We start from the raw sequence: 26,374 nt of genomic DNA on the forward strand, positions 1-26,374 counted from the left end.
ATAAGGAGACATCCCATGGATGGGAATACCGCTCCGGCAGGCCATCGCCTGCGGAAAGGGCGTGTGAGCGAGGCCGGGCGCATCTACCTGGTGACGATGGTGTGCCACGACCGCAGGCCTCTGTTCTCGCACTTCGACCACGGCCGCCAGGCCGTTCACAGCCTCCAGGCAACCCATTCCCTCTGCGACACCCTCTGCTTTGTGGTTATGCCGGACCACGTCCACTGGATGCTTCAGCTGCACGATGGCGTGATGCTTTCCCGTTGCGTCCAGAAGGCCAAATCCCTCACTACCCGTGCGATCAGGGACCGGCATCCCGATCCTGGAGGCGTCTGGCAGAGCGGTTTCCACGACCGGGCGTTGCGCCGTGATGAGGATGTTCGCGGTGTGGCGCGGTATGTGATTGGTAATCCGTTGCGAGCCGGGTTGGTGGAGCATATCGGGGATTACCCGTTGTGGGATGCGGTGTGGTTGTAACCGTGGCTACCATCGTTCTGTAGGAGCGAGCTTGCTCGCGATTGGTCTTTGGTAGCGCGTTCCCCGTAGGAGCTTGCCTTGCAAGCGATACCCGCAAATCGCGAGCGAGGCTCGCTCCTACAAGGCAATGCAGAAACGCCATTCCGTAGGAGCTTGCTCCGCAAGCGATACCACAGATCAATCGCGAGCGAGGCTCGCTCCTACAGTGAGGGGGGCAGATTTTCCAGGGTCTGCAGCGGTGAAAGGGTCCCCCTTTCACGATGAAATACCCTCCTGAGACACCCCGGCTTCTACGTATTGCTTTCCTTTCATTAACGTCCTTCCAGAACAACGCTTTAACAGCGTCTTTGTTGTTTCCGAACGCTCTGGCACAGCGCCTGCAATAGGTCAGGCAGAGCTGAACCAGAGACTGAACGTGCAGGAGGTGGAGCCTTCTGCGTTCCCGGACAACAACAAGGCGCTGACCAGCCATGACCAAACCACTCGAAGATGTGCGGATCATTGATCTGACGCACATGCTCTCCGGACCCTACGCCGGCATGCTGCTGGCGGACCTCGGAGCGGAGTCGATCAAGGTTGAGCCGCTCAAGGGGGAGGGCACCCGCTCGCTGCTTGCCGGTAACCCCAAGTTCTCCCATGGGGGGCAGGGGGCGTACTTCATCACCCTCAACCGCAACAAGAAAAGCGTGTGCATCGACCTCAAGAGCGAGGATGGCCTGGCCATCTTCTATGACCTGGTGCGCGATGCGGACGTGGTGCTGGACAACTTCTCCGCCGGCGTCCCCACCAAGCTGAAGATCGACCACGAGCACCTTTCCGAGATCAACCCGCAGATCATCACCTGCTCGGTCACCGGCTTCGGCGAGGACGGGCCCAACTACCAGCGCCCGGCCTTCGACCAGGTGGTGCAGGGCATTGGCGGTGGCATGTCGATCACCGGCCATGACGCCGAGCACCCGGCACGCGCGGGCATCCCCATCGGCGACCTGGGCGGCGGCATGTTCGCGGTCATGGGCATCCTCTCGGCCCTGCACTCGCGCACCACCCATGGCTACGGCCAGCACGTGGACATCTCCATGCTCGACTGCCAGGTCAGCATGCTCAACTACATGGCCACCATGTATTTCCTCTCCGGCGAGAACCCCTCGCCCATCGGCAACAGCCACTTCGTGCACGTGCCCTACGACGCCTTCCGCACCAGTGATGGTTTCGTGATCATCGCGGTGATCTTCGACAGCTTCTGGGACAACCTGGTGGAGCTGCTCGACATCAACGAACTGCGTGACCCGGAATACCGCACCCAGCCCGGGCGCTTCGCGGACAAGCACCGCATCAACGGCATCCTGACCGAGCTGCTGCGCACCGAGTCCACCGCGCACTGGGTGGAGCTGCTCTCCGGCGCCCGCATTCCCTGCGCCCCAGTCAATCGTCTGTCCGATGCGTTGAACGACCCGCAGGTGCTGTTCCGCAACATGGTGGTGGACATTCCCCAGCCGGACGGCGGCACCGTTCGTGCGCCCGGCAACCCGATCAAGCTCTCTATTGACGAGCCCGACTCCTACACACCGCCGCCGCTGCTGGGCCAGCACACCAGTGAGGTGCTGGAGAAGCTGGGCTACAGCGCGGACCGGATCCGTTCACTTCTGGATAAGGGGATCGTTGGATGATGGCAACCGCCGTAAACGATTCAGTCGTCATCAATGAGGTCGGCCCCCGGGACGGCCTCCAGAGCCAGGGCAAGACGCTGACACCAAGGGAACGCCTGGAGCTGATCCAGCGTCTTGTTAATACAGGGCTGCGTCATGTTGAGGCAGGCAGTTTTGTCTCGCCGAAGGCCGTGCCCCAGATGGCCGGCACGGATGAGGTCTTCCACGGTCTGCCCTCAAAGGACCAGGTGCGCTACGCCGCCCTGGTTCCCAACATGAAGGGCTATGAACTGGCCGTGGCCGCCGGGGCGCGCGTGGTGAACGTGGTGCTCTCGGTCACCGAGACCATGAACTACGAAAACATCCGCCGCACGGTGGATGAATCCGCAGCTGATTTTGAGCGGATCCTTGAGCGTGCCAGTGCCGAGGGTGTTGCCGGCCAGGCGTATCTGGCCGTGGCGTTTGAGTGCCCCTTCGAGGGGCCGGTAAACCCGGAGGTGGTCCGCCACTACGCCGAGCGTATGAGTGCGGCCGGCGCGGGGAAAATCATCATTGCGGACACCATCGGTGCCGCCAACCCGACCGGGGTTAAGGCGGTACTTGAGGCGGTCAGCAGGGTGATCCCCCTCAGCCGGGTTGCCTGCCATTTCCACGACACCCGGGGCCTGGCCCTGGCCAATGTGCTGGCCTCGCTCAACGCGGGCGTGCGCGAGTTCGATGCCTCCATCGGGGGTCTCGGTGGCTGCCCGTTCTCACCGGGCGCGACCGGCAATGTGGCCACTGAAGATGTCGCCCTGCTTCTGGGGTCCATGGGGTACGACACAGGTATTGACCCGCAGGCCCTGGTGCCGGTGGTGCGCGCCGTGCAGTCGCTGACCGGCACTGAGCTCGGCGGCAAGAGTTTCCGCTGGCTGTCACAGCAGTACGACAAACAGCAGGGAGGCGGTAGCAATGGTCGGTAAAGTGCTTGGATTTGCAGCCCAGCTGGCCCCGTGGGCCGTTGTGGCCAGCCTCGGTTACGCCGCGGCCTTCATCCACCCGACGGTGGAGCCGCTGCCCCTGCCCCAGCCGCTCACCGAGCCGCGGGACATCTTCTACGACGTGGCCAGCGCCAATGGCGAACGCTTCTGGTTCGTGGGCAACGCCGGCACCGTGCTGGAGGGCACCCGCGAGCCGCAGGGCTGGGAGCGCCACACCATGCCCGAGGCCATCAACCTCCAGGGCGTGGCCGTGACCCCTGAGGGCACCGTGGTGGCCGTGGGGAACGAAGGCGCGGTCTTCATCCGCCGGGCGGGTGAGTCGGCATGGACATCCCAGTGCCTGCCGGTGTCCGAACGCGCCGGGAAGATGGTGGACGCGGCCTGGCTCAAGGGTGAGCTGTGGGTCGTGGGCGAGATGGGCGCGATCTTCCGCAGCGACGATGGCGGCCGCAGCTGGCAGTCACTGGGCCTGGATGAGGACATCGGGCTCAACGACATCAATGCCGCGCCTGACGGCACCCTCTGGATCACGGCCGAGTTCGGGGAGCTGATCCACTCGCAGGACAACGGCCAGAGCTGGCAGACCCGGACCTTCGGTTCCGAAAGCCTGCGCTCGGTCGACTTCACCCAGAACGGCGCCGGCGTGGTGGTCGGCAACAACGGCACCATGCTGTACCGCGCCGGCTCTGACAGTGACTGGCGCGAGCTTGACCCAGTGACTTCCGAGCATCTGTACGACGTGGGCTTTGACGGCAAGCGCTGGCTGGCCGTCGGTAACTCCGGCGCCCTGGTCACCTCCACCGACGGGCAGCAGTGGCAGAGCCGCGAGCCCGAGAACTTTGGCAGCGGCTACCACACCCGCCTCCAGACCACTGAACGCGGCACCGTGATCGCCGGCCAGACCATTGGCCTGCTGCGGGCCTCCGACTGGAACACCTGGCCGGTAGCAGAGGAGAACCAATGATGTCGCTCAGCCGTTTCGCTCAGGCCCTGTCTGAATTCTGTATCCGCCACCGCAAGCCGGTGACCGCCCTGATCGTGGTCTCCACGATCGCCATGGCGGCACTGCTGACGCGCCTGGAGGTCTACACCGAGTTCAGTGACATGGTGCCCCAGGGCCACCCTTACGTGGACGTGCACCAGGAGTACAAGGAGACCTTCGGGGGCTCCAATAAGGTGTCGATCATGGTGGCGGCCGAGGAGGGCACCATCTTCCAGCGCCCGATCCTGAAGGAGGTGCAGCGCATTACCCAGGAGCTGGCCAAGGTCAGTGGCGTCAATCCCTTCCAGATCACCTCCCTGGCCTCGCGCAAGCTCAAGTCCGTGAACGCCTCTTCCCGGGGCATCGAGAGCGTGCCGCTGATGTGGCCGGATGTGCCCGAGACCCGCGAGGGCGTGGATAAGCTTCAGAGTGCGGTGCTCAACAACCCGCTGGTCTACGGCATCTACGTGGCCCAGGACCAGGGGTCGACGCTGATCCAGGTGGACTTCTACGACAACCTGGTGGACTACACCAAGATCTTCCCGCAGATCCAGTCGATCCTGGATGCCTCGCCGGTCGAGGACCAGGTCGAACACCACATTGTGGGCCAGCCGGTGCTGTACGGCTGGGTGAACCATTACCTGGGCGAGACCGTGAACATCGCGCTGGCCTCGCTGGGGGCGATGCTGCTGGCGCTGTTCCTGCTGAACCGGACCTGGCGCGGGACGCTGCTGCCGTTGCTCAGTGGCGTGGTCTCGACGATCTGGGCGCTGGGCATCGGGGTGCTGCTGGGCTTCAACTTTGATCCGCTGGTCATCGTGGTGGCGTTCATCATCACCGCGCGCTGCTTCAGCCATGCGGTGCAGTTGATCACCCGGTTTGATGACCTGTGCGACGGCGAGGGCGTTCAGCCGAAAAAGGCCGCCGAGCAGACCATGAAGGAGCTGTTCCGGCCCGGGCTTCTGGGGCTGGTCTCGGACGCCGGCGCCATCCTGTGCGTGGTGCTCACGCCCATCCCGCTGCTGCAGAAGGTGTCCATCATCGGCGCCATCTGGGTCATGACCATCGGCTTCTCCGCCGTGATCCTGACCCCGGTACTGCTGAGCTGGGTCAAGGCGCCGCTGCGCAACGCTCACCCGCTGAACCTGCGCTTTCTGCTGACTGCGGTGCTGAGCGTGGCGGTGAAGGTGGTCGAGACCCGCGCCCGCTACGTGGTGCTGCCAGTGACCGCCATTGCGGTGGGCCTGCTGGTGTTCAAGGCCACGGACCTGACCGTGGGCGATGCCACCCCCGGCTCGCCGATCCTTTGGGAGGATTCCTCCTTCAACCGGGACAGTGCGCTGATCAATGAGCAGTACCCGGGCACCGAGCAGATGTTCATCGTGCTCTCCGGCGGCGACGACGTGCTCAAGCGCCCGGATGTGCTCGACTGGATGCAGCGCTTCCAGCGCCGCATGGAGCGCATGCCGCAGGTCGGGGGCAGTCTCTCGCTGGCGGACATCGTGGTGGACGTGCGGCGCAACCTCTACGAGGGCAACCCGCGTTACCGCGAGCTGGGCAACAGCCAGATGGAGAACGGCGAGCTGATCAGCTTCTACATGCAGGGTGCGGCGCCGGACGATCTGGCCCAGTACGCCAACCCCATGTTCAGCGACGGCTCGGTGATCCTGTTCCTGCAGGACCGCAAGGGCGAGACCCTGCGTCAGGCGACCTACCAGATCAAGCGCTTCATCAACAACAACCCGCTGGATGGCGTGGACGTGCGCATGGCCGGTGGTTCCCTGGGGATCATCGCGGCGGTCAACGAGGTGCTTCTGAGGGACCAGGTCGAGGCGATCGCGCTGGCGCTGCTGGTGGTGATCCTGTCCTGCCTGGTGGTGTATCGCTCTTCCGCCAGCGGCATCTTCTTCATGGTGCCGGTGCTGATCTCGAACGTGGTGACCTTCGCGTTCATGGCCTGGCAGGGCATCGGCATGAGCATCAGCACGCTGCCGGTGGTTGCGCTGGGCATCGGGCTGGGGGTGGATTACGCCTTCTACATCGTGGACTCGGTCAAGGAATACCTTGAGAAAGAGCCCGATGGCGATGCCGTTGAGGCCATCCGCCAGTCCCTCTATTCCGCTGGACGCGGGGTGCTGCTGACGTCAGTGACCCTCGCCGCCGGCGTGCTTCTCTGGTCCTTTTCCTCTCTCCGCTTCCAGGCGGAGATGGGCATGCTTATCGGGTTGTGGTTGCTCGTTTCAGCGTTCACCTCGCTGTTCGTCATGCCCTCCCTGGTAAGGGTGCTGCGCCCGAAGTTCATCTTCGGCCAGGCCCCGCAGACCACCCGGAGCGATGACTCGACCGGGCAGCCTGCTCCCTCAACGTACTGACAACGGGTAAATGAGATGACTACATACAACAAACGCGGCTGCGGCCGCACAAGCACCCCGAGGCGTGCGCTGCTGGCAGGGGCGATCATGGCGGCATCGGCGGGAATCAGCAGCCCGGTGCATGCCGAGGAGCAGAGCTGGTTGCTCAAGGACTGGGAAATCAGCGGCTATCTGCGCCAGTACGTCGGCATGAACCTGGAGAACCCGACGCTGATCGGCCCCGGCCCGGCGATCTTCGATGGCACGCAGGAGGATGATTACAAGTACGACCTCTCGATGCTGCGCTCCGTGGGCAAGCTGAACCTGTTCCGGGACTTCGGCGACGGCACCCGCTTCAAGTTCAGTGGCCGGATCTCGCGCGAGGTGAACACCGAGTACATGCGCGACATGCAGCGGGTGGCTGATGAGTGGGCCCGCACGGGCCCCGAGAACGAGGCATTCCGGGATCTCAAACGCGATGTCTACAACGACGAGCAAGTGCGGGCGGCCTGGCTCCAGATGGACCTGACGGATTCGACGAACCTGAAGCTGGGCCGGCAGCAGGTGGTCTGGGGCGAGACGGACTTCTTCCAGCTGATGGACGTGGTCCACGGCTACGACTTCCGCTGGCGGTCCTTCCTGGAGCCGGAGAACGAGGAGCTGCGTAAGCCGCTCAACATCGTGAACCTGCGCCAGCGTATCGCCGACGGCGATCTGCAGGCGATCTACATTCCCGGCAAGCTCAACGACAAGGAAGACTTTGGTAACAGCTACGACGTTGAGGGTGGGCGCTGGGCCAATCAGCCCAACCGCGGGGTCCAGTTCCAGTCCGCGCCTTTCGGGGCCGGCGTGCGTTACAACTACGAGCACCCGGAGGCGGATGTGGAGGACGGCGCCTACGGCCTGCGCTGGAGCAGTACCCTGGGCAACTGGGGCTACTCGCTGGCCTGGTTCCATGGGCCCAACCCCAATCCGGTGGCCAACCCCAATCCGGCACTCAACAACACCGCGCCCCAGCTGAGCACGGGAGCCTATGAAGGCATCTATGAAGGGCCTGCCGGCAGGGCTGGTGAGTTCATCTTCCCGACCATCGATGTGTTCGGGGTAACGGCGAACAACTACTTCCCGGCACTGGATGTGGTGTTCAGCACCGAGCTGGCCTACATCCCGGAGGCACCGTACAACTTCGGTGTGGAAAGTAACGGTGCCGCGCCGCCCGGCGAGGCCTGCGGGTTTTTCCCCGGCTTCTGTGGTATTAAGGAGAAGAACCTCTTCCGGTCGATGTTCCGTATCGACAAGCAGCTGGATCTTACCGACCTGATCGGCACCAGCCGCCCGTCGTTCGCCAGTATCCAGATCTTCAACAACTGGATCACGGATTACGAAGGTAACGATCAGCTGGTCAATACCGCCGGTTTTGGCGGCAAGACTGAGGAGTTCAGTTCCATCCTGACCGCCGTGCTGTCGGCCAACTACGCCAACGACACGGTGAACCCGTCACTGGCCGCGGTCTCCGACCTGACCTATGGCGGTGGCGTGATCATACCGGCAGTTGAACTGGTACAGGGGGACCACATCCGTATTCGTCTCGAGGGGAACTTCTTCTTCCACGAGACCGACCAGGACCGCCCGCTGGAGGGGTTCAATGACACCAACCTGTTCGGGTACTTCTCAGGCAATGACCAGCTCATGGCCCGCCTGACCTACCAATTCTGAGGAGAACAACAATGACCATCCAACCCACAATCCGAAAGATGACTCTGGCGCTGGCCCTGGCGGCCGGCTCCAGCGGGGCCCTGGCGGCGGCACTGTCACCGGGCGATGAGCTCAACGCCGGCAACCTGAAGCAGCACCTCCAGGACACTTTCGAGGGCAACACCATTGAGTCGCTGCTGACCGACGTGCAGGAGCGCCTGATTCTGGAAGAGGGCCTGACCATGACCCTCAAGGCCTCGGAGCCGGTCAAGCTGGGCGAGGATTACATGGCGGCCACGGAGAAGTACTCGGACCAGGCCACCTTCAACCCGGAAACACGGCTGATGGAAGGCTGGGTGGCAGGCATGCCGTTCCCCGACGTAACGGAGGATACCCCGCATGCGGCCGAGAAGCTGGTCTGGAACCACCACGTGGCCCAGCCCACCAAGAACTTCCAGGACTACCCCAAGTTCGCGTACCTGTTCGTGGATGACGAGGACGGACTGGAGCGCCGCCAGGAATGGGTGTTCAAGCGCTTCTACACCAAGGGGCGCCTGGGCGAGGAACAGACCGAGGTGGGCGATGAGGATGTGCTGTTCAAGCAGCTTCTGTACGCCACCTACCCGAACGACATCCGCGGGCTGGGCCTGTTCACCATCCGCTATGACGGGCCGCAGCTGGACGACAGCTGGGCCTATCTGACAACGGTCCGGCGGACCCGGCGCCTTTCCGGCGGGACCTGGATGGACCCGATCGGCGGTACCGACCAGCTCAATGACGACATTGAGATCTTCAACGCCCACCCGACCTGGTACCCGGAGTACAAGCTGCTGGGTAAGCGCACCATCCTGGCGGTAGCCCACAGCCAGACGCGCTCCTGGAACCTGGACGCAAGCGGGCCCCAGGAGTTCCCGATTGTGGATCTCGACGATGCCCCGCACTGGAACCCGCAGGATGAGTGGGAACCGCGTGATGTCTGGGTGATCGAGGCCACCGCGCCGCCGGAGCACCCCTACAGCAAGAAGGTCATGTACATGGACACCGAGTTCCCGCGCTTCTACATGGCGGACGTCTATGACCGTAAGGGCGAGTTCTGGAAGTGGATGAACTACAACCTCAAGACCGTGGATACCGAGGACGGGGATCGCGGGATCGTGTCGGCCGCCGGCTTCACCATCGACTACCAGCGCCGCCACGCGACCATCTTCATCCTGCATCCGGATGTGCGGCTGAACACACCCGGAGTGGGTCCTGAAGACATCACCCTGCGTGAGCTCGAACGGGCGGCGGAACGCTGATGCCTCGCCTTTCAACCATCGAGCAACGGGCGGCTGACGCCCGTTGCCACCAATCGTCTGTAGGAGAGCATCTATGAGCTTCAGATTGGGTGTGGATGTCGGGGGTACGTTCACGGACCTGCTCCTGATCAACGATGCCACCGGCGAGGCATTCACCTGCAAGGTGCCCTCGACGCCGAGCGACTCCTCCCAGGGGGTGCTCAACGGCATTGAGCAGATCTGTCGCACGTCCGGGGTCAAGCCGCAGGACATCACGTCGGTGATGCACGGCACCACGGTGGCCACCAACGCCATCCTGACGCAGAAGGGCGCCCGGGTGGGGCTGGTGACGACCCAGGGCTACCGCCAGGTCCTGCACATTGCCCGTTCCTACGTGCCGGGCGGCATTGGCGGCTGGGTGATCTTCAACAAGCAGCCACTGCTGGCCTCGCTGGAGGACACGGTGGAGGCTCATGAGCGTATCGGGGCCAAAGGGGATGTGGTGACGCCGCTGGATGACAACGACATCCGGGGCAAGCTCCAGGCGCTCAAGGAAGCGGGCGTGGAGGCGGTGACGGTCTGTCTCATCAACGCCTACGCCAACGGCGAGCACGAGCGCCGCATCGGTGAGATCGCCGCCGAGGTGATGCCGGACATTCCGGTGTCGCTGTCCTCGCGGGTGGTCCCTGAGATGCAGGAGTACGAGCGCACCGAGACCACGGTGGTGAACAGCTTCGTGCACCCGGAGGTGTCGAGTTACCTCAGTCACCTGGAAAAGGAAATCGCCCACCGGCTGGCCGATGATGTGCACCTGTCGATCCTGCGCTCCGACGGTGGTCTGGCGGCCAGCGAGGCGGCGGCCGCGACACCGGTCAACCTGTTGCTCTCCGGCCCTGCCGGCGGCGTGGCCGGGGCGATCTGGTTCTGTTCGCGGGGTGGCTTTGACCGGGTGCTGACCTTCGATGTGGGGGGAACGTCCACGGACGTGGCCCTGATCGAGAACAGCAGCGCCCGGCTGCGCCGCGAAACCCAGGTGGGGGATGTGGCGGTACGCGCGCCCTCGGTGGACGTGCGTACGGTCGGGGCCGGAGGCGGCTCCATCGCCTTTGTGCCGGAGCTGACCAAGGCCCTGCGCGTGGGCCCGGACAGCGCGGGCGCCACGCCGGGCCCGGCGGCCTACGGCCAGGGCGGTGAGGCCCCGACGGTGACCGACGCGGACGTGGTGCTGGGCTACCTGCCCGCCGACCAGAAACTGGGCGGCAACATGGCCCTGCGCAAGGATCTGGCGGAAAAGGCGGTCCAGACCGTGGCGGACGCCATGGACCTGTCGATCAAGGACGCGGCCGAGGGCATTGTGCGTATTGCCAACGAGCACATGTTCGGCGCCCTGCGCCTGATCTCCGTGGAGCAGGGCTATGATCCCCGGGACTTTGCGCTCTGTGGTTTCGGTGGCGCCGGCCCGCTGCATGCCAACGCCCTGGGCATCCTGATGGACGCCTGGCCGGTGATCATCCCGCCCTCGCCAGGGGTGCTGTGCGCCTACGGGGATGCCACCACCCGGGTCAAGGACGAGGCGTCGCGCTCGCTGGTCAGGGGCTTCTCAGGCCTGACGAAAGACGACGTGGTTGCAACCCTGGACCAGCTGACCCAGCAGGTGAACGACTCCCTCGCCGACCAGGACATTCCCCGGGACCAGCAGGTGGTGACCTGGGAGGCGGATGTGCGCTACCAGGGCCAGGCCCTGCTGCTGACCCAGGTGGTCGAGCCCGAGACCCTGCGCAGCGAGGGACTGGACGTGCTCCGGCGCGCCTTCGATGCTGAGCACCTGCAGCTGTTCAGCTTCTCGCTGGATGAGGAGCACGAGCTGGTGAACCTGCGCGCCACCGCCAGGGCGCCGCGCCCGAACATCCGCGAGCGCCAGTGGGCGGTCAGCGAGACCAGCTCGGATGTCGCCATCGTGGGCGAGAGCCCGATCTATTACGAGGGCCGGGACTACAACGCCACGCTGTACGACCGCGACCACCTGAGTCCGGGCCATGTGGTGGAAGGGCCGGCCATTGTCATGGAGATGGACTCCACCACCGTCATCCTGCCCGGTTACCACGCCACCGTGGACAGGGTCGGGAACCTTCTGATCGAGCCTGCCAGTCCGGGCAAGGAGTAACTGCGATGCCAGCCACACTGAACGAAACCAACAATACTCCGCTGAAGCGGGTCGATGTGGACCTGGTCACCCTCGATATCATCGAGAATGCCATGTCCAACGCCCGCAAGGAGATGGACGCGGTGCTGATGCGCACGGCCATGTCCCCGGGCATCCGCGAGCAGGGTGACGCCTTCCCGATGATCGCCAACCACGAGGGCAAGATGGTGGTGGGCCAGTTCGGCTCCTTCATCTCCGGGTTCGTCAATTCCTATAACGGCGACATCAACGAGGGCGACGTCTTCCTCACCAATGACCCCTATGCCTGTGACGGCGCGGTCAGCCACCTGCCGGACTGGCTGATCCTGGTGCCGGTGTTCAAGGACGGGCGGCTGATCAACTGGGCGGCGATGTTCGGGCATATGTCCGATGTGGGCGGCAAGGTGCCGGGCAGCCTGCCCACCGATGCCACCTCCATCTTCGAGGAGGGCATCCGGATCCCGCCGATGAAGATCTACCGCGGCGGCGTGCTCAACGAGGACGCGCTGGACATCATCCTGCACAACGTGCGGGTGCCCAGCTGGGACCAGTCGGATTTCAATGCCATTGTGGCGGCCTGCCGCACGGCGGCGCGGCGCTGTATCGAGCTGGCGGAGCGCTTCGGTGACGACATCTTCACCAGCGCCCTGGGCGAGATGCTGGAACGCAACTACGTGGCGATGCGCGAGATCATCCGCAACGTGGTGCCCGAGAGCAAACGCTCCTTCGAGGATTACATCTGCGATGACGGCGCGGGTCTCGGGCCCTACACCATGCGCTGCACCCTGTGGCGCGAGGGCGACAAGGCCATCTTCGACTTCGAGGGCACCGACCCGCAGGCGCCGTCATCAGTGAACTTCTACCTCAACGAGGAGATGTTCAAGATGTTCTTCGGGGCCTTCACCATCAACCTGTTCGATCCCTCGATCCTGTTCAACGATGGCTTCTACGACCTGGTGGAGGTGCGCATCCCCCAGGGCTCCATCCTCAAGCCCAACTTTCCTGCGGCGCTGTCGTGCCGGACCCACCTGCTGGGGCGGCTGTTCGATGTGATGAGCGGACTGCTGGGCCAGGGTTCGCCGGATGCCATGAACGCGGCCGGCTTCTCGGACTCACCGCACTTCATGTACTCGGGTTACGACGACAACGAGGAATGGTTCCAGCTGTTCCAGATCGGCTTCGGGGGTATTCCCGGGCGCCCGCTCGGTGATGGGCCCGACGGTCACTCGCTGTGGCCGGGCTTCACCAACGTGCCCAACGAGTTCGTGGAGGCGTACTTCCCGATCCGGATCGAGACCTACGAGACCATCACGGACTCCGGAGGTGCGGGTAAACATCGCGGCGGTAATGGCATCCGCGTGGGCTACCGCTTACTGGCCAACGGCGAGGTCTCGATCCACGACGACCGCTGGCTCACCTATCCCTGGGGCGTGAATGGCGGTGATCCGGGTATGCGCAGCCGCAAGACGCTGCTGCGGGCGGACGGTTCCGAGCAGATCCTGCCCTCCAAGTGCGACCACGTGACCGTGCGCAAGGACGACCTGCTGCTGTTCGACACCTGGGGAGGCGGTGGCTGGGGCAACCCGCTTGAGCGTGATCCGGAGGCCGTTGCGACTGATGTAAAGCGTGGGCTGGTGAGTGTGGACGGAGCACGGCGCTACGGCGTGGTGCTGGACGCCAATGGCCGGATCGATGCCGCCGCGACGGAAAGCCTGCGCGGCGAGATGGCGCCCGGCCGGGATACCACGGAGCTGTTCAACCGGGGCGGCACCATTGCCGAGATCAAGGCGCGCTGCCTTGAGGAGACGGGGCTGCCGGCACCGGAAACCCCGACCTGGGACAAGCAGGGAGCCTGACCATGAGCCTGACTTCCCGATCCCTTGCAAGGGCAGAGCGTTACGCGCTGGTACTGGTGGACATGAGCGTGGGGTTCACCGACCCCGTGCAGAGCGCCCTGGGCACCGAATCGGCCGCCGTGGTGGCGGCCAACCAGCAGTTGCTGGCGTACTTCCGCGAGCAGGGGCTGCCGGTGTTCTACACCACGGTGGCCTACAGCGAGCCCGACCAGGCCCGGATCTTCCGGGAGAAACTGCCGTCGCTGGAAGTGCTGGCGCTGGGTTCCGGCATGGAGGTGATCGACCCCAGGGTCGCGCCCCGTGACAACGAACCGGTGATCATCAAGCACTGGCCCAGTGGCTTCTTTGGGACCGACCTGAACGAGTTCCTGAAACAGGCCGGTGTGGATGGCGTTGTGGTGACGGGCATGACCACCAGCGGCTGTGTCCGGGCCACCGCCCTGGACAGCCTGCAGAACGAGTACCGCACGATCGTGGTGCGCGATGCCGTGGGCGATCGTGATGCCCAGGCCCATGACGCCAACCTCAAGGACCTGGAGACCAAGTATGTGGACGTGCTTTCCCTGCAACAGACACTGGCGCTGCTGGCCGGTGATGATTAGCCGGGCGGTGGTGCCCGTGGCGCTGCTGGCGCTGGCGGGCTGCAGCGCGCTTCCGGGCCTCGGTGAGGATCCGCTGAAGGCGGAGCTGGAGGCCAGGCTGGCGAGTGAACCGGCGGCCTGTGCCGACTATCGGGCGGCCTACGTGGCGGGGTTCGAGACCCACGTCCAGGGGCTCAGTGTCGATCAGCAGGCGCTGACGCAGCAGGGGCTGGAACGGTTGGCGAGCAGCCGCGCCATTCTGGCGGCCAATGACCTGGCGCGCACGGACTGCACACGCCCCCACTGCATCATCGAGCCGTTGGATGCGGGCAAGCTGGACAGCTGGTGCGGCTACCGCCTTGACCGCAGTGACGGGCCCGAGGTGTTCCAGTGGTTTGAGTGGTCGAAGGTGGAGAATGAGTGATGATGGCAAGAACCCTGTACGACAAGCTCTGGGACAACCACCGGGTCGATGATCTGCCCGATGGCAGTTCGCTGATCTACATTGACCGCCAGCTCCTGCATGAGGTCACCTCGCCCCAGGCCTTTTCCGGGCTGCGCATGCAGCACCGGCCGGTGTGGCGCACCAGTGCCAGCATCGCCGTGCCGGATCACGCGGTCCCCACCCGTGACCGGGAGGCCGGCGTAACGGGCATTGCGGACCTTGTGGCCCGCCGTCAGGTCCAGCGCCTCACCGATAACTGCGATGAGTTTGGTATTGAACTGTTCCCGCTGTCGGACTCACGCCAGGGGATCGTGCACGTGATCGGCCCGGAGCAGGGCCTGACCCTGCCGGGCATGACCATTGTCTGTGGCGACTCGCATACCGCCACCCACGGCGCCTTCGCGACCCTGGCCATGGGCATCGGCACCAGCGACGTGGAACACGTGCTCGCGACCCAGACCCTGAAAATGCGGCGCCAGAAGAACATGCGCGTGGTCTTCGACGGCCGGCTATCGCCCTGGGTCACGCCCAAGGACCTGGTCATGGCCATGATCGGGCGCATCGGCACCGCCGGTGGCACCGGTTACGCCATTGAGTACGCCGGCTCGGCCATCCGCTCACTGAGCATGGAAGGGCGCATGACCATCTGCAACATGAGCATCGAGGCCGGCGCGCGGGCGGGCATGGTGGCCTATGACAGGGTCACCGAGGATTACGTGCGTGGGCGCCATTACGCGCCGAAAGGCGATATGTTCCAGCGCGCGATCGGTGTCTGGCGGGACCTGGTCTCTGACGAAGGGGCGCATTTCGACCGCGAGGAGCACTTCGATGCCGGGGCACTCTCACCGCAGGTCTCGTGGGGCACCTCCCCGGAGATGGTTTGTGGTATAAGTGAATCCATACCCCGGCTGGAAGAGGTCGCCGACCCGGGGTTGCGCGAGGCCTACCGGCGGGCGCTGGATTACATGGCGCTGGAACCAGGGCAGCCGCTGGCGGGCATAGAGCTGGATAAGGTGTTCATCGGCTCCTGCACCAATGCGCGCATTGAGGACCTGAGAGCCGTTGCGGCGGTGGTTGAGGGCCGGCGGGTGCACAAGCGGATCCGCCAGGCCCTGATCGTGCCGGGCTCGGGCCAGGTCCGCGAGCAGGCTGAGCGTGAGGGGCTCGACCGCATCTTTCTGGAGGCCGGCTTTGAATGGCGTGCGGCCGGGTGCTCGATGTGTCTGGGGATGAACGACGATCGCCTGTCCGAAGGCGAACGCTGTGCCTCGACCTCGAACCGCAACTTCGAGGGGCGCCAGGGTAAGGGAGGACGTACCCATCTCATGAGCCCGGTGATGGCCGCTGCCGCTGCAGTAACCGGGGCCATCACCGACGTACGGGAGTTGTGACCATGCAGCCTTTCAGTACCCATACCGGGATCGTGATCCCGTTTGACCGGCGCAATGTGGACACCGATGCCATCGTGCCCAAGCAGTACCTGAAGATGCTGGAGAAGACCGGCTTCGGGGCCTTCCTGTTCGATGACGAACGCTACCTGGACCCCGGTGATGTGGAAACGCCGATCACCGAGCGCCGCCCGAATCCGGACTTCATTCTCAACCAGGCGCCGTACGACAAAGGCAGTATCCTGCTGGCACGGGATAATTTCGGGTGCGGCTCCAGCCGTGAGCACGCCGTCTGGGCGCTGGCGGATTTCGGCATCCGTGTGGTGATTGCGCCGAGCTTCGGCGAGATCTTCTACAACAACTGCATCAACAACGGCCTGCTGCCGGTGATCCTGAAGCAGGCCAGTGTGGAGGAACTGTTCGCCTGCTGCCGCGAGCACGCTGGCTTTGAGCTGACGGTGGACCTGGAAAACCAGACACTGGTGAACCCGGCGCAGGGAGAGTGGCCCTTCCGGATGGAAGACGGTCACCGCAAGGCGCTGTTGCAGGGGCTGGATGAGATCGGGCTGACGCTGGAACGGGCGGAGGCCATCCGGGCGTTCGAGGCCAACCGTCGCGCCCGCGAACCCTGGTTGTTCACTGAGTGAGGGGCAGGCCGTGGAGTTCAACAATGCGGAGTCACGACGGGTCCAGATCTGCCTGATCGGCAATTCCAAGCTCAACCAGATGGTGCACTCGCTGATCCCGGAATACCGGGGCGTGGCGGACATCACCATCATCGACAGCATCTTCCACGATGCCCTGGGCGCGGCCCGGCGGATGGTGGAGTCGGATGCCGTGGATATCTTCATCAGCGCCGGCGCCAACGCCCACTACCTCAAGGATACCCTGCCCAAGCCGGTCGTGGTGCTGGAGGTGCGCCAGTCGGATATGATCAATGCCGTTCTGAGGGCGTCTGGGATCAGCAACCGGATCCTGCTGCTGACGTACAAGCACCAGCCCACCTGGACGGAGTTCCTGTCCTACTTCAATGGCCTGGAAGTGGTGCACAAGACCTACGGCACCGCCGAAGAGGCGCGGGATCTGTTCCTCAGCACCGACCTCAGTGAGTTCGGTGTAGTCATCGGTTCCAGCTATGTGTGCGATCTGGCGGAAAAGGCCGGGCTGCCGGGAACCCTGCTGTATTCCAAGGCCTCATGCCGGGCCATGATCGAGCAGGCGGTTGATACGGCGGCCCGGAACAAGGTGGAGCGCGAGCGCGATGCCTTCATCGATTTCCTGCTCTGGCAGTCGACCAAGGCGCTGGTGGTCACGGATGTGATGGACCGGGCGGTGGCGTTCAATGAGCGGGCGTTTGAGCTGATGCCGAAGCTCAAGCGGGGGCGGGGCGTGAAACGCTTCCTGGATGCCCGGTTCGAGAATTACACGGAGATGGTGGCCGAGGGTATGGTCCTCAATGATCGGCTGTGCCGGGTGACCAAGCGCCTGTTCGAGGTGGACGGCAATCACGTGGGCCACCTGTACTCGATTGTGGCCTCGCCGGTAAGGCGCGAGGACGACAGCGATGACGCCTCACGCTCGCTCGTGTTCCAGTCGCCGCAGATGACCGAGGCGAGCCATTTCCTGTCCATCTATGGCGCCACCCCGGGGCCGGTGCTGCTGCGCGGGGAGACCGGCACCGGCAAGGAACTGGCGGCGCGCCAGATCCATGAGGTCAGCCTCAACAGCAAGGGGCCGTTCGTGGCCATCAACTGCGCGGCCATTCCCAGCGAGCTGTTTGAGGCTGAGCTGTTCGGCTATTCCGACGGTGCGTTCACCCATGCACGTAGCGGCGGCAAGTCCGGTCTGCTGGAGTCGGCCAACAATGGCACCTTCTTCATGGACGAGATTAATTCGCTGCCACTGCCCCAGCAGGCCAAGCTGCTGCGCGTATTGCAGGAGCGCGAAATCAAGCCGGTGGGCTCGCGCACCACGGTGGCGCTCAATATCAAGTTCGTGGCCGCCTGCAACCATGACCTCTACGAGGAGGTCCAGGCCGGGCGTTTCCGGGAGGATCTCTACTACCGGCTGAATGTGTTCAACGTACGCCTGCCGGCATTGCGCGAGCGGATCGAGGACATCCAGCCGCTGAGCCACCACTTCCTGAAGAAGCTTGATGAGCAGTATCAGGTGGATGTGGACATTGAGGCGCTGGCCACGCTGTTGCAGCCGTACTTCGTGCGCTTCAACTGGCCCGGGAACGTGCGCCAGCTGGAGAACATGCTGGAGCGGTTGCTGGTGTCGGTCACGCTGTACGAGTCGCTGGCGGATTTTGAGAAGGCATTGCCGAGGCTGGTGCCGGAACTGTTCCCGGAGGACTGCGTGGAGCCTGAAGGGGTGGCCGTGGAAGGGCGCCTGCGCCAGGTGGAGCGCGAGGAGATCCTGAAGGTGCTCGGTCAGTTCGGGGGCAATAAGACCCGGACCGCCGAGTACCTGGGGATCAGTCAGACGACGCTGTGGCGCCGTCTGAAAGAGCTTTGAGGCCCGTTAAAGGGCCTGCATCTGCTCCGGGTTGAACTGCTCCAGCGAGCCCGGCTCGATGTAACGCTTCCAGTTGTCGAAGATTTCCCGACCCGCGAGAAAGCCCTCGAAAATGGCGTGGTCCGTCATCCGGGGCGTGACGCAGTCGCCCACCCGGTGGACGTTGGGCAGCTGGGCTTTCAGTTCGAAGTACAGGTCTTCCAGCGGCAGGTGCCGTACTGCCATCACCACTGAATCAATGCCTTCCAGCGTTTCGGTCTCGCCCGTGTAGAGGTTGAAGATGTCCACGCTGTTGTCGTGAATGGCGCCGACCCAGCTGTTGAGGGTGTGCGTCATGCCCGCCTTGAACAGGTTGGCGTACACCACCGGCTGGTCCAGGGTGGTGGCCAGCTTGTGGAACAGTGCGTTCCAGCGCGTGACCACATGCACCTGGTGGCCGCGTTCGGTCAGAAGCTCGGCGATGCCGGCGGAGTAGCGTGTGCCGTGTTCATCCACGATCAGCACCCGCTTGCCGATGCTGTCGGGCTTGCCCAGAACCTCGTCCACGGTGATCACGTGGTTGCTGTCCGCGCCCGGGACCTGGGCGACAAGGGGGTTGATGTCGCTGTAGCCGCTGCGATCCGGAGTGGAGCCGGTGGCCACGATGATGCCGTCCGGGTTCAGGCCCTTCACGGAATCCAGGGTGGCGGTGTGGCCGGTCTTGATCTCGACCCCCAGTTTCGCGATCTGCGCCTTGAGGTCGGTCACGATCCATTGGAACGAGTCCCGCCGTGGCAGCTGGACGATCTGGTTCACCTGGCCGCCCAGCTGGTTTTCGCGCTCGAGCAGGGTGACCTTGTGGTTGCGGCTCGCTAGGCCCTCGGCGGCCTTCATGCCGGCGGGCCCACCGCCGATCACTACCCAGTGCTGGGCACGGCCGGCCATCTGGATGGTCTCCGGGCCGAACACCGCTTCGCGCCCGGTGGCCGGGTTGACCTGGCAGGTCATGGAGGTGCCATGGAACAGGCGCGCCACACAGCCCTGGTTGCAACGGATGCAGTGATAGATCTCGTCCTCGCGCCCGGCCTCGGTCTTGTTCGCGAACGCCGGGTCGGCGATCTGGGCGCGCGTCATGGCCACCATGTCGGCACCGCCATCCTCCAGGATCTGCTCCGCTTCGGTGGCATTGCTGATGCCGGAAACGGCGAACACCGGCAGTGACAGGGCCTTCTTCAGGCGGGTGATGGGTGGCACCAGCCAGGAGTCCGGTACATCGTAGGGCGGCATGATGTAGGAGGCGGACTGATAGATCCCGGCGGTGGTCATGACGTAGTCGATCAGGCCCTCGGCCTCGATGATCCGTGCGATCTCGATCCAGTCATCGGCCTGGAGCCCGCCCGGGACCATCTCATCCACCGGCAGGCGGATGCCCACGATGATGTCATTGCCCACGCGCTCGCGCACCGCCCGGATAACCTCCAGCGGGAAGCGCATGCGGTTGGCCAGTTCACCGCCGTATTCGTCGGTGCGCTTGTTGAAGGCCGGCGACAGGAACTGGTGCAGCAGGTAGCTGTGGGCCAGGTGCACCTCGATGCCGTCGAAACCGGCTTCCCTGGTGTACTCGGCGGAGCGGCACCAGCCTTCCACCACCTCGTCCATGTCGCTGCGCTCCATGGCCTTGGCCATCTCGCCGAACACCGGCGACTTGATGTTCGAGGAGGACCACAGCACACGGTAGTCATCCATGGCGTGGGTCTCGCCCATGACACCGAAGTGGTTGAGCTGGGCGAAGATGTGCGAGCCGTGGCGGTGAACGGCGTCGGTCAGTTCGCGGTCCCGCTCCACCATCTCGTGGCGGTAGCCGTAGGGGTAACCGCGGGTGAAGGTGTTGGAGGTGGGGTGGATCAGCCGGTTGCCGGTGATCATCAGCCCGATGCCACCCTTGGCGCGGGCCACGTGGTAGTGGATGTCGCGGTCGGTGGTGATGCCGTCGCGCGTGTTGAACGCCATGGCATGGGCGGACTGCATGATCCGGTTGCGCAGTGTGACGTTGCGGATCGTCAGTGGCTTGAACAGGTTGGGGTATTGGGCGTGGGTCATTCCGATGGCTCCTTGATGGGATTGTTATTGCTCTGGGATATGGGCCTTTCGGAAGGCCCGGAACGGCGCTGGGCGCCGGGTTGGTAATGACTGATCAGGATGCCCGCGAATACGGCGATGGCACCGGCGATCTGCGCCACGGTCAGGGCCTGGTCGAGCACCAGGTAACCCAGCAGCATGGCGGAGATGGGACTGAAGAACAGGAAGGCGGTGATCAGCACCGGCTCGAGGTGGCGCAGTGCGCGATACCACAGGAAGTAGGGCAGCAGCGTGCCGATCACTGCCAGGTAGAAGTAACCGCCCAGGTGGCCGGTCTCCAGCTGCTGGAAGGGCAGCTCGAAGGCCAGGGCAAAGGGCAGCAGGAAAAGCCCGCCGAGCAGCAGCTGCCAGCCCGTGAACGCGAGCGTGGGGATGGCCAGCTGCCAGCGCTTGACCAGCAGGATGCCCAGGGCCATGGAGAACGCCGCTACCAGGGCGGCGGCGATGCCGACCGTGTCCCAGGCGAGGCGGCTGGGCGCGATCAGGATCATCGCAACGCCCCCCAGGCCAATGAACACGCCCACGGCGACGTGCCGTGGTGTGCGGTTTCCGAAGAGAAGCCAGCCCATGACCATGATCAGCAATGGCTGCGAGGCCACCAGCAGTGCGGCCAGCCCGCCCGGTAAGCGGTAGGCGGCAACAAACAGCGGCCAGTGCAGCAGCGACATGCACAACAGGCTGACCACCGCCAGCTTACCCCACTGGCTGCGGTCCGGGCGGTAGCGGGTCATCAATGTGATGACCAGCCCCACCGGCAGTATCCGCAGCACGGCCGCCATCAGCGGCTTGTCCGGGGGCAGCAGCTCGGTGGTCACCAGGTAGGTGCTGCCCCAGATTGCCGGGGGCAGCGCCGCCATGAGCAGGATCAGGGCACGGTGAGCGGGGCTCACAGAAGCTCCTTGCGCCAGCTCTCGTCAAAGCCCTCCAGCGCGCCGTGCTCGATGAAGCGATCCGGACTGTCCAGCAGTTCCCGGCCGGCGAGCATGCCCTCGTAGATCACGTCCTGAAGGGGACGGGGGAGCTGGGCATCACCGACGCAGTGCAGGTTCTCGATGCGCCCCTGGAGCGCCCCGTAAAGGGCGTTGTCCGAACGGTGGCCACAGGCCATGACGAAGGTGTCGGCCTCCAGAACCTGGGTGTCCTGGTCGGTGAACAGGTTGAACAGCTGCGTCCTGCCGCCGTCGATCCAGCGGACCCAGGCATTGATGGTGTATTCCAGCCCCTTGCGGAAGACGTGCTGGTAGTTCACCGGCAGGTCCAGTGTTACGGCCAGGTTGGGGGCCAGGGCGTTGAACCGGCTGATCAGGTGCACGTTGTGGCCCCGGTCCAGCAGGAATTCCGCCGCGCCCAGGGCGTAACGGCCGCCATCCTCGTCGAACAGCACGACGTTTTTACCCACGGAGCCGGGGTTGTCCAGGATGTCCATCACGCTGAGCACGTTGGCCTGGTTGGTGCCCGGGACTTCGTCCACGGCGGGGCGGGTGGAGGTGAAGCCGGTTTTCAGCGGTACCGAGCCGGTGGCGATGATGACGCCGTCCGCCCCGAACGCTTCAATCTCGTCGGCGCTCCAGCTGGTGTTGAGCCGGATATCGACGCCGGCCTTGCGCAGCTGGCGTTCCAGGTCGCGCGGGATGAAGCCGAACTTGTCGCGCCGTGGCAGCTGGGCGGCGTAGTTCACCTGCCCGCCCAGCTTGCCGGCACGTTCGATGAGGGTCACCTCGTGACCGCGCTGCTGCAGCGTCAACGCGGCTTTCATGCCGGCAGGGCCGCCCCCGACAACAAGCCAGTTCGCCGGTTTCCGGGCGGGCTGCAGCGTGTGCGCCCCAAAGGCCTGCTCACGCCCGGCGGCGGGGTTCACCACACAGGAGATGGCATTGCCCATCATCAGCCGCGCAATACAGCCCTGGTTGCAGCGGATGCAGTGGTTGATCTCGTCCTCACGGCCTTGCTGGAGCTTGTTGGCGAAGGCCGGGTCGGCGATCTGGGTGCGGGTCATGGCGACCATGTCCGTGGCGCCGCTGGCGACCAGTTCCTCGGCGCTGTGCGCATCCACGATGTGGCCGACGATGAACATGGGCACGTTCGGGTTGACCGACTGGATGGCCTTGCGCATGCGGGCGCCGTCCTTGACCAGCCAGTTCTCGGCGTAGTCCCCGGGCGGGATCTGGTCGGCGTGGGCGGCGTAGGTGCCGGCGGTGGCGCTGACGTAGTCGACCTTGCCGGTGGCGACCAGCAGCTTGGTCATCTCGATGGCCTCATCGGCCTGCATGCCGCCTGCGGTGCACTCGTCCATGGAAACGCGGATGCCGACCATGAAGTCCGGCCCCACGGCCTCGCGCACCCGATCGATGGTCTCGATCGGGAAGCGCACGATGTTCTCACGGCTGCCGCCGTACTCGTCGGTGCGCTTGTTGTAGACGTAGGACAGGAACTGCTGGTGGAGGTAACCGTGCGAATAGTGCAGCTCCACGCCGTCAAAGCCGGATTCCTTGGACTGTACCGCCGTGTGGGCAAAGGCCTCGGAGACTTCGTCCATCTCGGCCTTGGTCATCTCCCGGGCCCACTCGTTGTAGGCGGGGGATTTCATGGTGGAGGGGCCCCAGACTACGCGGTAGTCGTCCTGGGAGCCGCTGCGCCCCTGGGGGCCGAAGTGGATGAGCTGGGCCACGATCCGGCCGCCGAACTCGTGCACCGCCTGGGTCATCTGGGCGTCGCGCTCGACAATGGCCCTGAGGTTGCCGCGGGCCATGGTCCGGTGCGGGCCGGTGGAGTTGGGGTGGACGTGGCGCGCGCCGGTGACGATCAGGCCAATGCCGCCCTTGGCGCGCTCGGCCTGGTAATAGATGTCGCGGTTGTTAGTCAGTCCATCGCCGGCATGGAAGCCCTTGGCATGGGCGGTCTGCATCAGCCGGTTACGGATGGTGACGTTGCCGATGGTCAGCGGCGTGAACAGGTTCGGGTAGGCGTGGGAATTGTTATTGGTGCTCATGGTGGACCCCTTTGTGTGGTTCAAGGGGGTGTAGCAAACCGCAGGCCAACCCGGATAGGCGTGCAAAAACAGTTATTTATGGTTTGAGTTCGGGGTTTGGAAGGTGGGGGTGATCCATTGTGAAAGGGTGCGTCTTTCACAGCTGAAAAAAAGGCGCCGACCCGGAGGTCGGCGCAAGGACAGCGCTCGCATCGCTGTATCGGAGGCAGGGTGGTGCGCGAGTTGATGCTGGCTTACTTGAGAACGTTGGGGCCGCTCATGAACACAAAGACCCGGGAGAATTTGCCGTCCTCGACGTACCAGAAATTGCAGTTGGTCAGTTTGATCTCGCCGCCGTCTTCGGTTTTCAGGTAGACGTTGAAGCGGGCGGCGATGCTCTGGGTGGCTTCATCCGCCGTGCACTCGAAGTCGCCGTGCCAGATCTCGGTGTAGGAGTCGAACAGGGTCTGGAACATCTGGCGGATGCCGTCATCCCGGCCTTCGTGGACGATCGGGTCCGTGGGCACGGTGAGCGTGGCGTTGTCGTGGAAGTTGGCGAGCACGCCATCCATGTTCTTCCTGTCGACGTTGGCGAAGTAATCCATGGTCGCCTTTTCGATGAGCTGGTCGCGTGTGAGCTTGGTCATTGGGGTTATCCTCTATGGTGTTGTTGGTGGCCTCGGACAGTCTCAGCCGCCTTTCACGATCTGGTGGTAGACCTCGAAGTTGGGCTTCTCCGGGGCGGGGTAGGCCTTCTTGCTGTGGGTCAGCCCCAGCTCCAGCATCATCTGGCAGGTCTTGAACGCCACCTGGCCTGGATTGACCACGGGAACCGGGAGCCGTTCCGCCAGGAAGGCGTGCGACTGGTGCATGGTGGTCGAGCCCAGGATGATGGTGTCGGCGCCGTCCTCGGTGATCGCCTTCTGGGATTCCTCCAGAAGCTTATTGAACACCACTTCCTCCTTGCCGGCGAGCAGTTCCGACAGGTCCGGGCGTGTCTTGATGGAGCGCATTGAAGCCAGGCGGTCCCACATGCGGTATTCGGTCAGTGTCTTGTCGTAGAGCGGGAACCATTCGTCCCACATGGTGACGATGCCGAATTTCTTGCCCAGGTTCGCGGCCATGTAGAAGCTGGAGCCGCCGGGCGCCACAACCGGTATGTTGAGGCAGGAGCGCAGGGCGTTGAGCCCGGAGTCGCTCATGGTGTCGATGCAGACGGCGCTGTAGCCTTCCTTCTCGGCGGTCAGCGCGGCCTCGACCACGCTCACGTCCATCAGCAGGGCATCGTGGAAGCTGTCGCCCAGGGCCGCGCCGGCCTTGACCGCCTCAAACACGACCTCGTAGTCCGGAGGCAGCAGACCCTCCGGCAGCTGGGCCTGGCGCGCGGCCACGCCGGCGGCATCCACCGGGATGGGAATGATCACTTTGATTCGGTGGCTCATGGTGCAGTGTCCTTGTTGTGGCGTTGTTGTGAAGAGACAGCAGCATGCTCTGTGCCATGTTGTGATCGGATGGAAAGGGTCTTTTTAAAACAGGGTCTTAAAGGGGCGCGAGCGATAAGGGATGGGCACGGATTCTTCAATTCTGAAAAGCCCCCGTCCACGAATGAAACGCCCCCTATCGCGGCCATGGCCGCTCCCACAGAACCCCGCTCCCCCTCCCCCTGGAGGAGCAGCCATGGCTGCGACAGGAAAAGGTCGCGGCCGTGGCCGCTCTCACGGGTGAGCCTGGATTTGTAGGAGCAGCCATGGCTGCGACAGAAACAGGCCATGCCATCACTGCGATAGGACAGGAGTCGCGGCTATAGCCGCTCCTACAGGGATGGTGGGGGTTCCGTTGCGGTAGGCCGCGTGGGATCATTCCGGCCGGAACGCGTCTACAACCAGGGAAGGAGACCGCCCATGGAACGGGCCACCCAACCTGCAGGCCATCGCCTGCGTCGAGGCCGGGTCAGCGAGCCGGGCCGCATCTATCTCGTTACTGCAAACTGCTGGAACCGGCACACGGTATTCAGGGAACTCGAATCCGGCCGAGCCGTTGTTGGAGGGCTTCGTGAGGCGGAAGACCTCGCGGAGACCTGGTGTTTTGTGGTCATGCCCGACCATATCCATTGGCTGATGCAGCTGCGCGACGGCGCGTCACTTGAACGGGCGGTGGGCAAGGTAAAGGCCAGAGCTACGCTGCGCCTCAGAAATCTTCGTCCGGAACTGGCCGAAGCCCGTATATGGCAGCCTGGGTTCCATGACAGGGCGTTGCGCCGGTACGAGGATTTTCGGGCAGTGGCGCGCTACGTTGTGGCCAACCCCCTGCGGGCGGGGCTGGTCGAGCGGATTGAGGATTATCCGCTTTGGGATGCTTGTTGGTTGTGATTGGGGGGATGATCGCGGCCATGGCCGCTCCCACGGGTGAGCCTGGATTTGCAGGAGCAGCCATGGCTGCGACAGGAAAGGTCGCGGCCGCGGCCGCTCTCACGGGTGAGCCTGGATTTGTAGGAGCAGCCATGGCTGCGACAGGAAAAGGTCGCGGCCGTGGCCGCTCCTACGGAGGAGGATGGGTGTTTGATTGTAGGAGCAGCTATAGCTGCGATCAGTGAATCGCGGCCGTGGCCGCTCTCCTACGGGGGTCAGCCTTCCATTTCTTTCAGGATCATCAGGGCCTCTTCCCGGCTGTTTCCGCACACGCTGTGTTCGGCCTGGAAAGCTTCACACACGGCGGGGCGGCTGGGATCACCGAAAAGTTTGCAGTGGTAATTCTCATCGAGTTGCACACAGGGCGTGCCGGCGGGCTTGCCGTTGGGCATGCCAGGGATGGGCGACGAGATGGAGGGCGCGATGCAGCAGGCACCGCAGCCGGCGCGGCATTCGAAGGTGTTGGTATGCATCGGGGCATGATACCAGCCACCGCCCAG

General features: G+C 64.2%; 21 protein-coding genes. 15 read left to right on the plus strand and 6 right to left on the minus strand.

The window, feature by feature from the left end; translation table 11 throughout:
* Positions 1 to 15 precede the first annotated feature (15 nt).
* The 14 genes from GLW01_RS00585 to GLW01_RS00650 all read left to right on the plus strand — a co-directional run bounded on the left by GLW01_RS00585 (position 16) and on the right by GLW01_RS00650 (position 18,380).
* Positions 16 to 477, plus strand: coding sequence for an REP-associated tyrosine transposase (locus tag GLW01_RS00585; RefSeq protein ID WP_160897762.1), 462 nt, complete (start codon positions 16 to 18; stop codon positions 475 to 477).
* A 470-nt stretch (positions 478 to 947) separates the two neighbouring features.
* The gene (locus GLW01_RS00590; RefSeq protein WP_160897764.1) at positions 948 to 2,144 is read left to right on the plus strand and encodes a CaiB/BaiF CoA transferase family protein; all 1,197 of its coding nucleotides are present in this window, start codon (positions 948 to 950) and stop codon (positions 2,142 to 2,144) included.
* Entirely contained in the window at positions 2,141 to 3,085 is a 945-nt protein-coding gene (locus GLW01_RS00595) for a hydroxymethylglutaryl-CoA lyase (RefSeq protein WP_202405497.1), read from the plus strand. The genes GLW01_RS00590 and GLW01_RS00595 overlap by 4 nt, the downstream gene beginning before the upstream one ends.
* On the plus strand, positions 3,075 to 4,067 hold the full coding sequence (locus GLW01_RS00600; RefSeq protein WP_160897765.1) for a WD40/YVTN/BNR-like repeat-containing protein: 993 nt from the start codon (positions 3,075 to 3,077) through the stop codon (positions 4,065 to 4,067). Before GLW01_RS00595 ends, GLW01_RS00600 begins: the two co-directional genes overlap by 11 nt.
* Positions 4,064 to 6,457 carry an efflux RND transporter permease subunit gene (locus GLW01_RS00605; RefSeq protein ID WP_202405498.1) on the plus strand — a complete coding sequence of 798 codons (2,394 nt, stop codon included), beginning with the start codon at positions 4,064 to 4,066 and terminating at the stop codon, positions 6,455 to 6,457. Before GLW01_RS00600 ends, GLW01_RS00605 begins: the two co-directional genes overlap by 4 nt.
* 15 nt (positions 6,458 to 6,472) lie before the next feature.
* Complete coding sequence (locus GLW01_RS00610; RefSeq protein WP_160897766.1) at positions 6,473 to 8,152, plus strand: DUF1302 family protein; 1,680 nt, start codon at positions 6,473 to 6,475, stop codon at positions 8,150 to 8,152.
* An 11-nt stretch (positions 8,153 to 8,163) separates the two neighbouring features.
* Positions 8,164 to 9,429, plus strand: a complete 1,266-nt coding sequence (locus GLW01_RS00615) for a DUF1329 domain-containing protein (protein WP_160897767.1) — start codon at positions 8,164 to 8,166, stop codon at positions 9,427 to 9,429.
* A gap of 73 nt (positions 9,430 to 9,502) precedes the next feature.
* Entirely contained in the window at positions 9,503 to 11,572 is a 2,070-nt protein-coding gene (locus GLW01_RS00620) for a hydantoinase/oxoprolinase family protein (protein WP_160897769.1), read from the plus strand.
* Positions 11,573 to 11,577: 5 nt separating this feature from the next.
* On the plus strand, positions 11,578 to 13,446 hold the full coding sequence (locus GLW01_RS00625; RefSeq protein WP_151441393.1) for a hydantoinase B/oxoprolinase family protein: 1,869 nt from the start codon (positions 11,578 to 11,580) through the stop codon (positions 13,444 to 13,446).
* A gap of 2 nt (positions 13,447 to 13,448) precedes the next feature.
* On the plus strand, positions 13,449 to 14,048 hold the full coding sequence (locus tag GLW01_RS00630) for an isochorismatase family protein (protein WP_151441392.1): 600 nt from the start codon (positions 13,449 to 13,451) through the stop codon (positions 14,046 to 14,048).
* Entirely contained in the window at positions 14,038 to 14,451 is a 414-nt protein-coding gene (locus GLW01_RS00635; RefSeq protein WP_160899689.1) for an isopropylmalate isomerase, read from the plus strand. Before GLW01_RS00630 ends, GLW01_RS00635 begins: the two co-directional genes overlap by 11 nt.
* On the plus strand, positions 14,451 to 15,863 hold the full coding sequence (gene leuC / locus GLW01_RS00640; protein ID WP_160897772.1) for a 3-isopropylmalate dehydratase large subunit: 1,413 nt from the start codon (positions 14,451 to 14,453) through the stop codon (positions 15,861 to 15,863). Before GLW01_RS00635 ends, leuC begins: the two co-directional genes overlap by 1 nt.
* 2 nt (positions 15,864 to 15,865) lie before the next feature.
* Complete coding sequence (gene leuD / locus GLW01_RS00645) at positions 15,866 to 16,507, plus strand: 3-isopropylmalate dehydratase small subunit (protein WP_160897773.1); 642 nt, start codon at positions 15,866 to 15,868, stop codon at positions 16,505 to 16,507.
* Positions 16,508 to 16,517: 10 nt separating this feature from the next.
* Positions 16,518 to 18,380: a sigma 54-interacting transcriptional regulator gene (locus tag GLW01_RS00650; RefSeq protein ID WP_202405499.1), complete on the plus strand. Its 1,863-nt coding sequence runs from the start codon at positions 16,518 to 16,520 to the stop codon at positions 18,378 to 18,380.
* 6 nt (positions 18,381 to 18,386) lie between these two features.
* Here the strand turns inward: GLW01_RS00650 and GLW01_RS00655 are convergent, their stop codons facing one another.
* The 5 genes from GLW01_RS00655 to GLW01_RS00675 form a co-directional block, all read right to left on the minus strand.
* Positions 18,387 to 20,459: an FAD-dependent oxidoreductase gene (locus GLW01_RS00655; protein WP_160897775.1), complete on the minus strand. Its 2,073-nt coding sequence runs from the start codon at positions 20,457 to 20,459 to the stop codon at positions 18,387 to 18,389.
* Entirely contained in the window at positions 20,456 to 21,388 is a 933-nt protein-coding gene (locus GLW01_RS00660) for a DMT family transporter (protein ID WP_160897777.1), read from the minus strand. Before GLW01_RS00660 ends, GLW01_RS00655 begins: the two co-directional genes overlap by 4 nt.
* A complete protein-coding gene (locus GLW01_RS00665) occupies positions 21,385 to 23,487 on the minus strand; it encodes an FAD-dependent oxidoreductase (protein WP_160897778.1) in 2,103 nt (700 codons plus the stop codon). The genes GLW01_RS00660 and GLW01_RS00665 overlap by 4 nt, the downstream gene beginning before the upstream one ends.
* Positions 23,488 to 23,720: 233 nt before the next feature.
* Positions 23,721 to 24,113, minus strand: coding sequence for a nuclear transport factor 2 family protein (locus GLW01_RS00670; RefSeq protein ID WP_151441385.1), 393 nt, complete (start codon positions 24,111 to 24,113; stop codon positions 23,721 to 23,723).
* 42 nt (positions 24,114 to 24,155) lie between these two features.
* Positions 24,156 to 24,908 (minus strand): aspartate/glutamate racemase family protein, encoded by a 753-nt coding sequence (locus GLW01_RS00675; protein WP_160897780.1) that lies wholly within the window; start codon positions 24,906 to 24,908, stop codon positions 24,156 to 24,158.
* Between the two features lie 459 nt (positions 24,909 to 25,367).
* Between GLW01_RS00675 and GLW01_RS00680 the strand changes: the two genes are divergently transcribed.
* Positions 25,368 to 25,835 (plus strand): REP-associated tyrosine transposase, encoded by a 468-nt coding sequence (locus GLW01_RS00680; RefSeq protein ID WP_160897782.1) that lies wholly within the window; start codon positions 25,368 to 25,370, stop codon positions 25,833 to 25,835.
* Positions 25,836 to 26,089: 254 nt separating this feature from the next.
* Here GLW01_RS00680 and GLW01_RS00685 read toward each other — a convergent pair whose 3' ends face one another.
* Entirely contained in the window at positions 26,090 to 26,347 is a 258-nt protein-coding gene (locus tag GLW01_RS00685; protein ID WP_151441382.1) for a YkgJ family cysteine cluster protein, read from the minus strand.
* Between the last annotated feature and the right edge of the window lie 27 nt (positions 26,348 to 26,374).

Source organism: Vreelandella halophila (assembly GCF_009856365.1).
In the GTDB taxonomy this organism is placed as follows: Bacteria; Pseudomonadota; Gammaproteobacteria; order Pseudomonadales; family Oleiphilaceae; genus Halospina; species Halospina utahensis_B.

Coding starts and splice junctions, on each gene's coding strand:
- GLW01_RS00585 (WP_160897762.1), top strand. CDS start 16: ATGGATGGGAATACCGCTCCGGCAGGCCATCGCCTGCGGAAAGGGCGT.
- GLW01_RS00590 (WP_160897764.1), top strand. CDS start 948: ATGACCAAACCACTCGAAGATGTGCGGATCATTGATCTGACGCACATG.
- GLW01_RS00595 (WP_202405497.1), top strand. CDS start 2,141: ATGATGGCAACCGCCGTAAACGATTCAGTCGTCATCAATGAGGTCGGC.
- GLW01_RS00600 (WP_160897765.1), top strand. CDS start 3,075: ATGGTCGGTAAAGTGCTTGGATTTGCAGCCCAGCTGGCCCCGTGGGCC.
- GLW01_RS00605 (WP_202405498.1), top strand. CDS start 4,064: ATGATGTCGCTCAGCCGTTTCGCTCAGGCCCTGTCTGAATTCTGTATC.
- GLW01_RS00610 (WP_160897766.1), top strand. CDS start 6,473: ATGACTACATACAACAAACGCGGCTGCGGCCGCACAAGCACCCCGAGG.
- GLW01_RS00615 (WP_160897767.1), top strand. CDS start 8,164: ATGACCATCCAACCCACAATCCGAAAGATGACTCTGGCGCTGGCCCTG.
- GLW01_RS00620 (WP_160897769.1), top strand. CDS start 9,503: ATGAGCTTCAGATTGGGTGTGGATGTCGGGGGTACGTTCACGGACCTG.
- GLW01_RS00625 (WP_151441393.1), top strand. CDS start 11,578: ATGCCAGCCACACTGAACGAAACCAACAATACTCCGCTGAAGCGGGTC.
- GLW01_RS00630 (WP_151441392.1), top strand. CDS start 13,449: ATGAGCCTGACTTCCCGATCCCTTGCAAGGGCAGAGCGTTACGCGCTG.
- leuC (WP_160897772.1), top strand. CDS start 14,451: ATGATGGCAAGAACCCTGTACGACAAGCTCTGGGACAACCACCGGGTC.
- leuD (WP_160897773.1), top strand. CDS start 15,866: ATGCAGCCTTTCAGTACCCATACCGGGATCGTGATCCCGTTTGACCGG.
- GLW01_RS00655 (WP_160897775.1), bottom strand. CDS start 20,459: ATGACCCACGCCCAATACCCCAACCTGTTCAAGCCACTGACGATCCGC.
- GLW01_RS00665 (WP_160897778.1), bottom strand. CDS start 23,487: ATGAGCACCAATAACAATTCCCACGCCTACCCGAACCTGTTCACGCCG.
- GLW01_RS00670 (WP_151441385.1), bottom strand. CDS start 24,113: ATGACCAAGCTCACACGCGACCAGCTCATCGAAAAGGCGACCATGGAT.
- GLW01_RS00675 (WP_160897780.1), bottom strand. CDS start 24,908: ATGAGCCACCGAATCAAAGTGATCATTCCCATCCCGGTGGATGCCGCC.
- GLW01_RS00680 (WP_160897782.1), top strand. CDS start 25,368: ATGGAACGGGCCACCCAACCTGCAGGCCATCGCCTGCGTCGAGGCCGG.
- GLW01_RS00685 (WP_151441382.1), bottom strand. CDS start 26,347: ATGCATACCAACACCTTCGAATGCCGCGCCGGCTGCGGTGCCTGCTGC.